Annotated in this window: 12 protein-coding genes; 6 read left to right on the top strand and 6 right to left on the bottom strand. The window is 65.7% G+C overall.

Features of this window, described 5'->3' with window-relative positions; translation table 11 throughout:
• The first annotated feature begins 2 nt into the window (after positions 1-2).
• From recD to AC1RNP_RS01530, 5 genes are all read left to right on the top strand, one after another.
• Entirely contained in the window at positions 3-1,781 is a 1,779-nt protein-coding gene (gene recD, locus AC1RNP_RS01550) for an exodeoxyribonuclease V subunit alpha (protein ID WP_493049455.1), read from the top strand.
• A 228-nt stretch (positions 1,782-2,009) separates the two neighbouring features.
• Entirely contained in the window at positions 2,010-2,399 is a 390-nt protein-coding gene (locus AC1RNP_RS01545; protein WP_493049454.1) for a hypothetical protein, read from the top strand.
• A 223-nt stretch (positions 2,400-2,622) separates the two neighbouring features.
• Positions 2,623-3,225, top strand: coding sequence for a GTP cyclohydrolase I FolE (folE, locus tag AC1RNP_RS01540; RefSeq protein ID WP_493049453.1), 603 nt, complete (start codon positions 2,623-2,625; stop codon positions 3,223-3,225).
• A gap of 205 nt (positions 3,226-3,430) precedes the next feature.
• Positions 3,431-4,699: a TCR/Tet family MFS transporter gene (locus AC1RNP_RS01535; RefSeq protein ID WP_493049451.1), complete on the top strand. Its 1,269-nt coding sequence runs from the start codon at positions 3,431-3,433 to the stop codon at positions 4,697-4,699.
• A 56-nt stretch (positions 4,700-4,755) separates the two neighbouring features.
• Positions 4,756-4,980 carry a hypothetical protein gene (locus AC1RNP_RS01530; protein WP_493049450.1) on the top strand — a complete coding sequence of 75 codons (225 nt, stop codon included), beginning with the start codon at positions 4,756-4,758 and terminating at the stop codon, positions 4,978-4,980.
• A 204-nt stretch (positions 4,981-5,184) separates the two neighbouring features.
• On the opposite strand, the gene AC1RNP_RS01525 is transcribed toward AC1RNP_RS01530, so the two are convergent.
• The 6 genes from AC1RNP_RS01525 to AC1RNP_RS01500 all read right to left on the bottom strand — a co-directional run bounded on the left by AC1RNP_RS01525 (position 5,185) and on the right by AC1RNP_RS01500 (position 9,538).
• On the bottom strand, positions 5,185-5,499 hold the full coding sequence (locus AC1RNP_RS01525; RefSeq protein ID WP_493049449.1) for a hypothetical protein: 315 nt from the start codon (positions 5,497-5,499) through the stop codon (positions 5,185-5,187).
• A 176-nt stretch (positions 5,500-5,675) separates the two neighbouring features.
• Entirely contained in the window at positions 5,676-6,110 is a 435-nt protein-coding gene (locus tag AC1RNP_RS01520; protein ID WP_493049448.1) for a barstar family protein, read from the bottom strand.
• Positions 6,107-6,586: a guanyl-specific ribonuclease gene (locus tag AC1RNP_RS01515; protein WP_493049447.1), complete on the bottom strand. Its 480-nt coding sequence runs from the start codon at positions 6,584-6,586 to the stop codon at positions 6,107-6,109. Before AC1RNP_RS01515 ends, AC1RNP_RS01520 begins: the two co-directional genes overlap by 4 nt.
• A 52-nt stretch (positions 6,587-6,638) precedes the next feature.
• A complete protein-coding gene (locus AC1RNP_RS01510; protein WP_493049446.1) occupies positions 6,639-6,986 on the bottom strand; it encodes an I78 family peptidase inhibitor in 348 nt (115 codons plus the stop codon).
• 84 nt (positions 6,987-7,070) lie between these two features.
• On the bottom strand, positions 7,071-7,946 hold the full coding sequence (locus AC1RNP_RS01505) for an SGNH/GDSL hydrolase family protein (protein ID WP_493049445.1): 876 nt from the start codon (positions 7,944-7,946) through the stop codon (positions 7,071-7,073).
• Positions 7,947-8,071: 125 nt separating this feature from the next.
• Complete coding sequence (locus tag AC1RNP_RS01500) at positions 8,072-9,538, bottom strand: MFS transporter (protein ID WP_493049444.1); 1,467 nt, start codon at positions 9,536-9,538, stop codon at positions 8,072-8,074.
• A 266-nt stretch (positions 9,539-9,804) separates the two neighbouring features.
• Between AC1RNP_RS01500 and AC1RNP_RS01495 the strand changes: the two genes are divergently transcribed.
• Positions 9,805-11,736: a M61 family metallopeptidase gene (locus tag AC1RNP_RS01495; RefSeq protein WP_493049443.1), complete on the top strand. Its 1,932-nt coding sequence runs from the start codon at positions 9,805-9,807 to the stop codon at positions 11,734-11,736.
• Positions 11,737-11,761: the final 25 nt, after the last annotated feature.

The raw sequence follows: 11,761 nt of genomic DNA, 5'->3' as shown, positions 1-11,761 counted from the left end.
TCATGAGCGTGCTGTCGCAACTGCGCAAACATGAGGCCGTGCGCGCGGTCGATCTCGCCCTGGCTGATACGCTGCAACGCCTGCGGCCCGAGACCGGCGAACTCGTGCTGGTGGCGGCCGTGCTGGCTTCGCTGGCCGTCGCGCATGGGCACGCCGCCTTCGATCCGGAGCATCCGCAGCTTCTGCTTGGCGAAGCCTCCGGCGATTGGCCGGAGGCCGCGACGTGGCGGGATGCGTTGCGCGCATCGGCGTGGGTCTCGCAGCCGACTGCCGGGGGGATCGCCGATCCTGCAAAACCTCTCGTGCTCGAACACGGATTGCTGTACCTGCGCCGCTATCGCGAGTATGAACGCCGTCTCGCCGCACGGTTGCTGCGGTTGGCGGCCGCGCCGGTCACGGCTTTCGATCGAGAAGCGATCGCGCCGTTGTTCGCCGCGTTGTTCCCGGATGCCAGTGAACAGGATGATCAGGCGCGGGCCGCGCTTCAGGCATTGCTGCGCCCGTTGCTGCTGATCACGGGTGGTCCCGGCACCGGCAAGACCGCGACCATCGCCCGCCTGCTCTTGCTGCTGCTGGCGCAAGCACGCGCGGATGATCGCGATGGCCTGCGCATCGCACTCGCCGCGCCGACGGGACGGGCCGCTGAGCGCATGGCCGAGAGTTTGCGGCAAATCTCCACCGGCCTGTGCGAGCTGCCCGGTGTCGATGCCGCGTTGTGCGATGCGTTGCCGAAGCAGGCCCACACGCTGCATCGCCTGCTCGGCACGATTCCCGACAGCCCGCGCTTCCGGCATGGGCCGGATCTGCCGTTGCCGTTTGATGTCGTCGTGGTCGATGAGGCCTCGATGGTCGATCTTCCGTTGATGTGCAAGCTCGTCGAGGCCGTGCGCGATGGCGCGCGGCTGATCCTGCTTGGCGATCGTGATCAGCTGCCTTCGGTGGAAGCGGGCGACGTGCTGGCCGCCATCGTCGATGCCTTGTTGCATCCGGATGGAGATGACGAGCGGGTGTCGCCTGCCATCGTGGCCAGCCTGCGTGGCAGCCGCGTGCATTTGCGCCGCAGCTATCGCCAGTCGCGCACGCTTGAACTCGCACCGCTGGCCGATGCCGTTCGCCGGGGCGATGCGGACACCGCCTGGCAACTGCTGCAGTCCGGCGCGCTCTCTGGCGTGCATTTCGAGCCTGGCCTGCTGGATCCCCTGCATGGCGCCACGCGCGAACGGTTGCTCGCCCCCTGGCGCGAGTTGCAGACCTGCACCGACCCCGCGACCGCGCTCCGGCTCGCTGGGCGGCAGCGTCTTCTCGCGGTGTTGCGGGAGGGGCCGCAGGGAGCGGCTGCCTTGAACGCGCGGATCGAGGAGGCGCTGGCCGGTAGTCACCGCGCGCCGTACTTCCACGGACGTCTGCTCCTGATCGCCGAGAACAGCGCGCGGCACGGGCTGTTCAACGGCGACATCGGCGTCTGTCTGCGCGATGGGGAAGGCGATGTGCTCGCCTGGTTCGCCGATGGCGCGGGCGGAGTGCGGCATTTCCATCCTTCGACCTTGCCCGCGCATGGCGGCGCGTTCGCGATGACCGTGCACAAGGCGCAAGGCTCCGAATTCGATACCGTTTGGCTACTGCTGCCGCGACGCGACGTGCGCCCGCTTTCGCGCGAGCTGCTCTACACCGCGCTCACGCGCGCCCGTGACGCCGTGCATCTGTGCGCTGGCGAGGCCGTCATTCGCGCCGCGCTCGGCCGTCGCGCGCAACGCATTTCCGGGTTGTCCGCGCGTTTGTGACTTGCGTGCCGAAACGGGCGGCCGAGCGTCGTCGAATAATGTTTTTCGCGCGAAGACATCCTTCACGAAGCTGATCGGATTCGGCGCCTTCGAGAGGCGTTATACCGGCGTACAGCCCCGCGCCCGCCGAGGGTTCTGGCTTCACATCGGACCGACGGTGGCATCGATAACCTCCATCGCCAAGCTAAAGGAGGCACAGGACCGGAATAGGGACGGGACGAAATGCCCATGAGCCATTACAAACGACATCACATCGACGCGCGCGACGTCACGAAACGTCCTCTCAGGGTGCATGCCGCCCCTGTGCCGTCTGTCTTGTCGGATCTGGAAGAGGCCCACTTCCGCAATCATTTCCGCGATGCGGCCTATTACTCCACGGGGCGCGACTGGAACGACTACGCGCCCGCGTATCGTTACGGCTATGCGGCGCGCGGCGCTTATCGCGGTCGGCGCTTCAGCGATGTCGAGCATTTGCTGGCCCGCGACTGGAATGGCCGCAGGGGCGCGTCGCGCCTGCTCTGGGCCGAGGCGCGCGGCGCCGTGCTGGATGCCTGGCACTATCTCGACGAGGAAGCGCTTCTGAGTGAGCATGCCTCGGGCCGCGACGGACGGCATTGAGAAGCGCCACAAGACATCGACTTCGTTCCGCCTGAAGAAGACGAGCCATCGTCGAATAGAAAATCGATTCGCGATCTTTCCGGGATCGAGGCTTCTCGCCGACTGGATGGGTCCTCTGTTTTTCTTCGCAAAGACCTGAATCCTCGCGAGTGCGTTCGATTTACCCGAATCACGGGACGAGGAGTACCATGACGGGCTTCGCACGAGCAGATGGTTGACGAACATGGCGAATTCCCACGACGAACGCAACGGCATCGACCGGGCGCAGGCCGAAGAGGCGGTGCGCACGCTGTTGCGCTGGGCCGGTGACGATCCGAAGCGGGAAGGATTGCTGGATACGCCCAAGCGCGTCGTGGACGCGTATGGAGATTGGTTCAGCGGATACGAGGACGATCCACGCGAGTATCTGGAGCGCACGTTCGAGGAAGTGGCCGGGTACGACGAAATGATCGTGCTGCGCGACATCTCCTTCGAGAGTCATTGTGAACACCACATGGCGCCGATCATCGGGCGGGCGCACGTGGGCTATCTGCCGGACGGCAAGGTGGTCGGCATCAGCAAGCTGGCGCGGGTGGTGGAGACGTATGCGCGGCGGTTCCAGGTGCAGGAGAAGATGACGGCGCAGATCGCGCAGAGCATCCAGGAAGTGCTGCATCCGCTCGGCGTCGGTGTGGTGGTGGAGGCCACGCACGAGTGCATGACCACGCGCGGCATCCACAAGCGCGGCGTGAGCATGGTGACGTCGAAGATGCTCGGTACCTTCCGCGAGGATGCGCGGACGCGTTCGGAATTCCTGCGCTTCCTGCGAGGCGGCCAGGAAGGCTGAGGCCGCGTGCCAGCGGACGCCCTCAAGGTCGAAGGGCGTCATCAACGCCCTGAGGCGTTGCGGCTCCGAACGCCCGGCCATGGATGACGAGCCATCCCGCTGTTGAAAGCGCCGTTGGCCAGAACCCGAAAAGCAAGTGCGAGGCGCAGTCCCTGAGACAGCGCCCGCGCTAAACTGGCGCTCTTTCGTCCTCCGCGAACTCGTCGTGACCACCTCCTTGCAAGCGCCGGGCGCGCGTCGCGCCGCAATCGTGTTCATCTTCATCACCGTCCTAATCGACATCCTGGCGTTCGGGTTGATCATTCCGGTGTTGCCGCAGCTGGTGAAGCAGTTCGCCGGCGGCAGCACGATCAGCGCGCTGCACTGGACCGGCGTGTTCGGCCTGATGTTTTCGTTGATCCAGTTCGTGAGCGCGCCGATCCAGGGCGCGCTTTCGGATCGCTTCGGGCGGCGTCCGGTGATCCTGCTGTCGTGCTTGGGACTGGGCGTCGATTTCATCTTCATGGCCGTGGCCAATTCACTCCCATGGCTGTTCGTGGGGCGGGTGGTCTCGGCCATCACCTCGGCCAGCTTCACCACCGCCAATGCCTATATCGCCGACGTCACTCCGCCGGAGAAGCGTGCGCAGGCGTTCGGGATGATCGGCGCGGCGTTTGGCCTGGGCTTCGTGGTCGGTCCGGCGATGGGCGGCTGGCTGGGACATTTCGATTTGCGCTGGCCGTTCTGGGGCGCGGCATTCCTGGCGCTGTGCAATTTCATCTACGGCTGGTTCGTGCTGCCGGAGTCGCTGGCACCGGAACACCGTTCGCCGAAGTTCGACTGGAAGCACGCCAATCCGTTCGGCTCGCTGCAACTGCTGCGCGGCTATCCGCAGATCTGGGGACTGGTGACGGTGGTGTTCCTGATCAATCTGGCGCACTACGTCTATCCGAGCGTGTTCGTGCTGTTCGCCGACTACCGTTTCCACTGGGGACCGGAGGCGGTCGGCAGCGTGATGGCGCTCGTGGGCATCTGCGGCGTGATCGTGCAGGCGGGATTGGTGAAGCACGCGGTGGCGGCGTGGGGAGAGCGGCGCGCGTTGCTGGTCGGGCTTTCCGCGGGCGTCATCGGCTTCACGATCTATGGATGGGCGCCCACCGGGTTGCTGTTCCTGATCGGCGTTCCGATCATGGCCTTCTGGGGCTTCGCCATGCCGGCGACGCAGGCGCTGGTCACGCGGCAGGTGGCACCGAACGTGCAAGGCCGCATCCAGGGGGCGCTGTCGAGCCTGGCCAGTCTGGCCGGTATCCTCGCGCCGATGTTCTATACGAGCATCTTCGCCTGGTTCATCGAGCCGGCAACGCCGGTGCACCTGCCGGGCGCGCCGTTCTGGACGGCGGCATTGCTGATGGTGCTGGCGATCGGAGTCGCCTGGCGATATGCGCGGTCAAAAACGGCCGCGGCGTCCGCCAGCGTGGATCCGGATCCAGCCTGAGCGGGGCCGCCGGTTTGGGTGCAGAATCGGCGGAACATTGATACGAGGGAACCGACATGCGCCTTGCACTTGTACTCGGTCTAGTCCTGACCATCGCCGGCTGCGGCACGATGCAATACGAAAACACCAGCGCGGCAGTGGATGCGAATCCGCTCTGCGTCAGTCAGCCGGATCGTCCCGGTGAACCGGTTGCGAGCAACTGCGAGCGCAAGGCAACAGGGAGCTGGTCGACGGAGCGGAAGAGCGAGCCGGTGGATCTGAGCGGCAAGAAAGAAGATTAAGCGCGGGATTCTTCTGAGCCGGAAAAGGATGTTTGCGACCAGATGGTCATGCAGTTTCGGCAGATCAACAACAAGCTGCGCCAGTCGTTCGAACACTGAGCATTGGACCGGAGTGCAGGCGCTGCCTTTCTCCTCCAGAAAAGAAAAACCCACCTCCCCGTGAGGAGGTGGGCCAAGAGCCGAAACCCTGGAGAGAGGTTTGGATCAGGTCTTCGGCGGTGACGACGGATCCGCCGGCGGGGTCTGCTGATCATCCTTCGGCGGTTCGGACGCCGGTGGCATGGAGCCGTCGGCCGGCGGAGTCGTGCTGTCCGCGGGCGGGGTGGTCGTATCCGCCGGTGGCGCGGTGCCATCGGCCGGAGGCGTCGTGGTGTCAGCGGGCGGCGCTGCGGAATCAGTGGCGGGCGCTGTCGAATCCGCCGGCGGAGTTGCTTCCGGTGTGGCCGATTCGGGCTTCGGGGAACAGGCCGACAGCGTCAGCGCAAGGGCGGCGGCCAGCGGCAACAGGATGCCTTTCATGCAATGTCTCCTCGTCATGGGTCGTTGCGACGGTCACGATTCTCCACATGCAGATGTAGCAGAAGCGTTAGTTTTCGCGAATGAAAACGTATGTTGTGCCGATCCGTGACGCAATCGGTTCATGCAAACGGGTTCGATGTACACAAGCGTTCAGGCTGTGCGACGCATCGCGACGCTCATTGAACCTCGGGCAACGATTCGGCCGACATCGGAATCACCGCCCAGAACGGAACATCCGCTTCGGCCCAGCCTGCGGTGGCATCGTTGAGAATTTCGAGCAGGATGGCGAACGCCTCGGGCTCCGCGCCGCGCCACGCGGCGATGTGATCGAGCACAAGCACGTAACCCTTGGCCGGCCACCACGACAGATCGCCGAGACAGTCTTCCAGCGCATCCCAGTTGGCGCCGAACCAGTCGGGAAAGCGCAATGCCTGGGCGAAGCGGTCGAGGATCTCGTCCTTGTCGGAGCAGCCGGCGCAGTCGATGACGGCGACGGCGAAATCGAGGCCGAGCGCGGCTTCCTCCAGCGCTTCGCGGTCGCGGATGTCGACGAAGTACGCGCCGCTTTGCGCGGGATCGGACAGCAGCGAGCCGAGTTCGAGCGTGCTCATCGCCGCGCGGCCTCCGGTTCGGCAACATCCGATGTGAAGCGGCGGAAGCTGCGGTAGTGATCGTCGGTGTAGAAGAATTCCTGCGGCGGATCGCCGCCGGTGACGATGCGTCGCGCGCCGCGATCGTCCGATCCGGGCGTGTCCACGGTGTATTCGCGGTAGTAGCCGCGCGGTTGCCGGGGCAGGCGGCCTTCGCGGTTCTGGAAGGTGCTGCCGTCCTGGCGGTGCGGGAAGGGACCGTCGTCGCGGATCAGTCGCAGGGTTTCGATCGCTTCTTCGGGCAGCCATGCCGGTGGCGATGCATTCGATGTGGATGGCGCGCGGCTTGTCTCCGTCGCGCCGGGCAGCGATTGCGTGGGCGTGCGTGCTTCCTCGTGGGTGGTCGCGGGCGCCTGCGCAGGTACGGGCGCGCGTTGCGACCATGCCCAGAGCGCGATCAGGGCCACCACCGCGATCAGCCAACCGTAACGGCGCATCGTTCCTCTCGCTTGTCGATCTCTCGCTTATCAGTTGCCGGGCAGCGCTGGATCAGCCGCAGGCGATCCTGACGATCTTGCCCTTCTCGTCCAGTTCGATGTTCAGGCGGCCGCTGCTGTAGTCCATCGTCACCGCGTCGCCGGGCTTGATCACGCGATCGCGCTTGGCGCCGGTGGCGCTGCGGATGGCGCCAAGCGTGGCATCGCTGGCGTCCTGTCCGACATAGGACTGCACGGCATTGGCGTTGCAATCGCCGGGCGCGTTGGCGTCATCGGGATTGGCGGGCGCGGCGGCCGCGGGTGGTGATGAAGCACTCGTGTCCGAAGCGCCGGCCTGATCGTGCGCGCAGGCGGACAGGGACATGGCCATCGACAAAGCGAGCAGCATGCGGAACGACATGAGGGTGTCCTCCAAAAGAGAGCGACAGCCTGCCGCGCCCGGTGTATCAAAAGCGTTAAAGACGATGCCTCGATCTCGCGAAGGTCATCGGACGGCGGCGCGCTTCGCTGCAGGCAGCGCGGCGCGGATCATGGCGTTGTAGCCGGTGGCGAGCACGCCGAAGCCGGTCTCGGTGGGATGGATTTCGTCGTACCAGAACGCGGGATCGTCGGCATCGCTCACCTGGCTGAAGTCGGCGAAGGTGAACAATGCAGGAAATTCGCGCTTGGCCGCCGCCAGCACGTGATCGCGGAAGCCCTGCACGAGCAGCAGATCGGCGAAACGCTTGGCTTCCGTCTTGTTGCCGAGCACCGGTTTCATCGGCGGCCACAGCCAAGGGCCGACGTTGCCGATCAGCGGCGCGGCGAGGCCGAGGTTCTTGATGCTGACCTTGCCCGGATCGCCGATGCGCTGCAGGCGCGCGTAGCCGTGGCCGACCACGCGGAAGGCGCCGCCCACGCCGCTGAGCGCCGAGAGCAGGATGCGGTAGCGTTCGAGGATGCCCTCGAACACGCCGGCCTCCAGCAGGCGATCGAAGGCCGCGTCGGCATCCATGCGGCCGGTGTTCGCGAACAGTTTCGCCAGCGGCACCATGCCGTCGTTGCCGCCGATGCTCACGCAGACGAGATCGAACTCGCGCGACTTCAGGCGTTCGGCGTAGTTCGCGCACAACGCCGGCGTACACATCTTGGACGCGGTCAGGCCCGGTCCGCCCAGGCGCAGCGAGATGCCGTCGATGCGGGAGAAGCTGTTCCAGTACAGATTCTTGTACAGCGGCGTGCTGAACCAGGAATCGCCCCAGTACGCGATCGCCGGGCGCGTGCGCAGGTAGTCGCGCCAGACGCGGCGGTTGCGGCTGCTGGGCGTGCCGGTGGCGGCGCGGACCTGATCCCAGTTGTCGTAGATGCGCTTGAGCTGCATGGCGACCTCCCGGCGAGGGAACGACGATGCGTTCGGGAGGTGACTATGTCATGTCGGTGGCGCGGGAAACGAGACTGGATGGCGGATCTGGCGGACAGAGCCGGCTGAGCTTCTCCCGCCGCGCGTCAGTCGCGCCGGTCGTCGTCCACTAGCGACAGCGGCGGCGCCACCATCTCCAGCGAGCGGCGCTCGGCCGCCACGCCCCAGATCGCCTGCACGAGTCCTGCGCCGATCATCAACGCCGCACCGATCAGGTAGCCGATGAAGACGTTGTCGCGGCTGGCGGTCTCGATCAGCTCGCCGAACAGCAACGGACCGCTGATGCCGCCAAGCCCGGTGCCGAAGGCGAAGAACACGGCGATCGCGAGCGCGCGGATTTCCAGCGGAAAGGTTTCGGCGACGGTGAGGTAGGCGGAACTGGCGGCGGCGGAGGCGAAGAAGAAGATCACCATCCAGGCGATGGTCTGCTGGGTGGCGTCGAGCACGTTCTGCTGGAACAGGTAGCCCGAGATCGTGAGCAGCACGCCCGACATGATGTAGGTGAAGGAGATCATGATGCGGCGGCCGTAGCGGTCAAACAATGGACCGAGCAAGAGTGGCCCGCAGAAGTTGCCGAGCGCGAACGGCAGGATGTACCAGCCGACACTGGCGGAAGGCACGCTGTAGAAATCGGTGAGGACCAGCGCGTAGGTGAAGAAGATCGCGTTGTAGAAGAATGCCTGCGAGGTGAGCAGGGCCATGCCCACCAGCGAACGCCGGCGGTGGCGCTGGAACAGCACCTGGATCACCTCGCGCAACGAGGTATGGTGACGGCTGCGCAGACGCAGGGATGTCCCCGGCTCGGTCGGCGCGAGGCGATGGCCTTCGCGCTCGAAGCGCGACTCGATGTCGGCGACGATCTCCGTGGCTTCCTTATGGTGGCCGTGGATCAGCAGCCAGCGCGGGCTTTCCGGAATCCACCAGCGCATCAGCAGGATCACCAGGCCCAGCACCGCGCCGATGCCGAAGCACAGGCGCCAGCCGAGTTCGCCGCCGACCAGGCCCGGATCGAGCAGCACAATGGCACCCACGCCGCCCACCGCAGCACCGACCCAGAACGTGCCGTTGATGGCGAGATCGACCCAGCCGCGATAGCGCGGCGGCGTGAATTCCTGGATCGTGGAGTTGATCGCCGAATATTCGCCGCCTATGCCGGCGCCGGTGAGGAAGCGGAACAGGAGGAAGCTCCACAGATTCCAGGAGAACGCTGTGGCGGCCGTGGCGGCGATATAGACGGCGAGGGTGACGAAAAAGAGTTTGCGCCGCCCTATGCGATCGGCGAGCCAGCCGAAGAACAGCGCCCCCAGCACGGCGCCGGCGATGTAGGCGCCGCCAGCGAGGCCGACGTCGGCGTTGTTCAGGCGCAGGACCGGGCTTTCCTTCAGCGCGCCCGCGACGGCGCCGGCCAGCGTCACCTCCAGGCCGTCAAGCAGCCAGGTGATCCCGAGCGCGAGCACCAGCAAGGTATGGAAACGGCCCCAGGGCAGACGGTCGAGGCGGGCAGTGAGATCGGTGTCGAAGACCTGCGGCTCGACAGTGGCGGTGGCGGTCATGAAGGAACGGCGTACCCGGGAACTGCGGAATCCCGCAGGGTAGCGTGCTCGCGCAAGGAGGGCATGCTGCCCTGCGCCATCGCATGCTCGATTCGTGACGTGCCGGGCATGTCATGGCGTTTCATGGCAGGACTGCGGCCAATGACTGGAATGGAGATTCCGCGATCCCCGGGGAAGGCCGCGGCGGCGCCATGGCGAATGGCAGGGGGTGAAATGGCATCGCTTGATTACGATGAGAAGTTCGCCGTTTTGCGCAGGGGTTTGGAATGTCGCGTCCGTTGTCCGATCGTCCGTCGTCGCTGCTTGCCGCCGCCATGCTGGCGCTCGGATTCGCCGCCATTCCCGCTGCAATTCCCCTCGCGCACGCGCAGCGCAACACGATGCCGGCGGAGACCGCGTACCCCGGCACCATCGCGCTGGAGGTGGACGCCACCGATCTGCAGCACCGCGTCTTCCGCGTCAGGCAGCGCATTCCGGTGCAGCCTGGCCCGCTGACGCTGCTGTATCCGCAATGGCTGCCCGGCAGGCACGCCGGCTACGGTTCGGTGGACAAGTACGCCGGCCTGACGATCACCGCCAACAGCCAGCGCCTGGCCTGGAAGCGCGATCCGCTCGACGTGTACGCCTTCAACGTGGACATCCCGCAGGGCGTGAGCGAGATCGAGATCGCCGCGCAGTACATCACGCCCACCGATCGCGAGCAGGGCCGCGTGGTGATGACGCCGGCGATGCTCAACCTGCAATGGAACATGGTGGCGCTGTATCCGGCCGGGCACGCGGCCAGCAGGATCACGATCGTGCCGACACTGAAAGTGCCCGCGGGCTGGCAGCCGTTCACCGCGCTCGATGTCGACACGCGCGCGGGCGATACCGTGCGCTACAAGCCGGTCGACTTCGACACCCTCGTCGATTCCCCGGTCTACGCCGGCAGGCACGCCAAGACGTTCGATCTTGATCCGGGCGCGAAGGTGCCGGTGCGCCTGAACGTGGTCGCCGACGATCCGCGCTATCTCGAAGCCAAGCCCGAGCACCTGGCACAGCACCGCAATCTCGTGCAGCAGGCCTACAAGCTGTTCGGCTCGCATCATTACGACCACTACGACTTCCTGTTCTCGCTCTCCGACCAGATGTCCGGCAACGGCCTGGAGCATCAGCGTTCCAGCGAGAACGGCATGGGCGTGGACTATTTCAAGGACTGGGACCCGAAGGTCGGCACCGACGATCTGCTGCCGCACGAGTTCACGCATTCGTGGAACGGCAAGTTCCGTCGTCCGACGGGCCTGCTCACGCCGAGCTTCAATGTGCCGATGCAGGATGACCTGCTCTGGGTCTACGAAGGGCAAACCCAGTACTGGGGCAACGTGCTCGCCTCGCGCGCGGGCCTGCGCACGCAGGCGCAGTCGCGCGACGAACTGGCACTGGTCGCCGCCACCTACGCCGACAATCGCCCCGGCCTGGACTGGCGCGACGTGCAGGACACCACCAACGATCCGATCATCGCGCAGCGCCGCCCCAAGCCGTATCGCGGCTGGCAGATGAGCGAGGACTACTACCAGGCCGGCCAGCTGATCTGGCTCGAGGTCGATGCGCGCCTGCGCGCGAAGAGCGACGGCAGGAAATCGCTGGATGATTTCGCGCGCGCCTTCTTCGGCGTCGACAACGGCAGCTGGACGGCGAAGCCATACGACTTCGAGGAAGTGGTCGCCACGTTGAAGAATGTGGTCGTGGACGACTGGGCGAGCTTCCTGCGCGCGCGCCTGGACGGTCATGGCCCGCTGACCGGCGGACTGGAAGCGAGCGGCTGGAAGCTGGTGTACACCGACACACCGAACGCGGCGGCGAAAGCGCAGGCCAAGGGGCCGCGCGGCAGCGACGATTTCCTCTACTCGCTCGGTTTCACCATCGGCAAGGACGGCAAGTTCAGCGATGTGCGCTGGGATGGCCCCGCGTTCAACGCCGGCATCGGCGCCGGCATGAGCCTGCTCGCCGTCGACGATCGCGCCTACAGCAAGGAGAACCTGGAGGACGCGATCAAGGCCGCCAAAAGCTCAGGCGCGCCGATCAAGTTGCTGGTGAAGGATTTCGACCGTTATCGCACGGTGTCGATCGACTATCGCGGCGGGCTGCGTTATCCGCATCTGGAACGCATCGAGGGCAAGGCCGATCATCTGACCGCGATCTTCGCGCCGAAGAAATAATCGGTATCGGGGACACGGCCGGAGG

It is taken from the genome of Luteimonas sp. GW821-FHT14E02 (assembly GCF_058803905.1).
This window is presented reverse-complemented; position numbering and strand designations above follow the sequence as displayed.

Bases quoted from the DNA above. Each gene is read 5' to 3' on its own strand.
- AC1RNP_RS01505 (WP_493049445.1), bottom strand. From the start codon at position 7,946: ATGCAGCTCAAGCGCATCTACGACAACTGGGATCAGGTCCGCGCCGCC.
- AC1RNP_RS01495 (WP_493049443.1), top strand. From the start codon at position 9,805: ATGTCGCGTCCGTTGTCCGATCGTCCGTCGTCGCTGCTTGCCGCCGCC.
- AC1RNP_RS01510 (WP_493049446.1), bottom strand. From the start codon at position 6,986: ATGTCGTTCCGCATGCTGCTCGCTTTGTCGATGGCCATGTCCCTGTCC.
- AC1RNP_RS01525 (WP_493049449.1), bottom strand. From the start codon at position 5,499: ATGAAAGGCATCCTGTTGCCGCTGGCCGCCGCCCTTGCGCTGACGCTG.
- AC1RNP_RS01545 (WP_493049454.1), top strand. From the start codon at position 2,010: ATGAGCCATTACAAACGACATCACATCGACGCGCGCGACGTCACGAAA.
- AC1RNP_RS01500 (WP_493049444.1), bottom strand. From the start codon at position 9,538: ATGACCGCCACCGCCACTGTCGAGCCGCAGGTCTTCGACACCGATCTC.
- recD (WP_493049455.1), top strand. From the start codon at position 3: ATGAGCGTGCTGTCGCAACTGCGCAAACATGAGGCCGTGCGCGCGGTC.
- AC1RNP_RS01520 (WP_493049448.1), bottom strand. From the start codon at position 6,110: ATGAGCACGCTCGAACTCGGCTCGCTGCTGTCCGATCCCGCGCAAAGC.
- AC1RNP_RS01530 (WP_493049450.1), top strand. From the start codon at position 4,756: ATGCGCCTTGCACTTGTACTCGGTCTAGTCCTGACCATCGCCGGCTGC.
- folE (WP_493049453.1), top strand. From the start codon at position 2,623: ATGGCGAATTCCCACGACGAACGCAACGGCATCGACCGGGCGCAGGCC.
- AC1RNP_RS01515 (WP_493049447.1), bottom strand. From the start codon at position 6,586: ATGCGCCGTTACGGTTGGCTGATCGCGGTGGTGGCCCTGATCGCGCTC.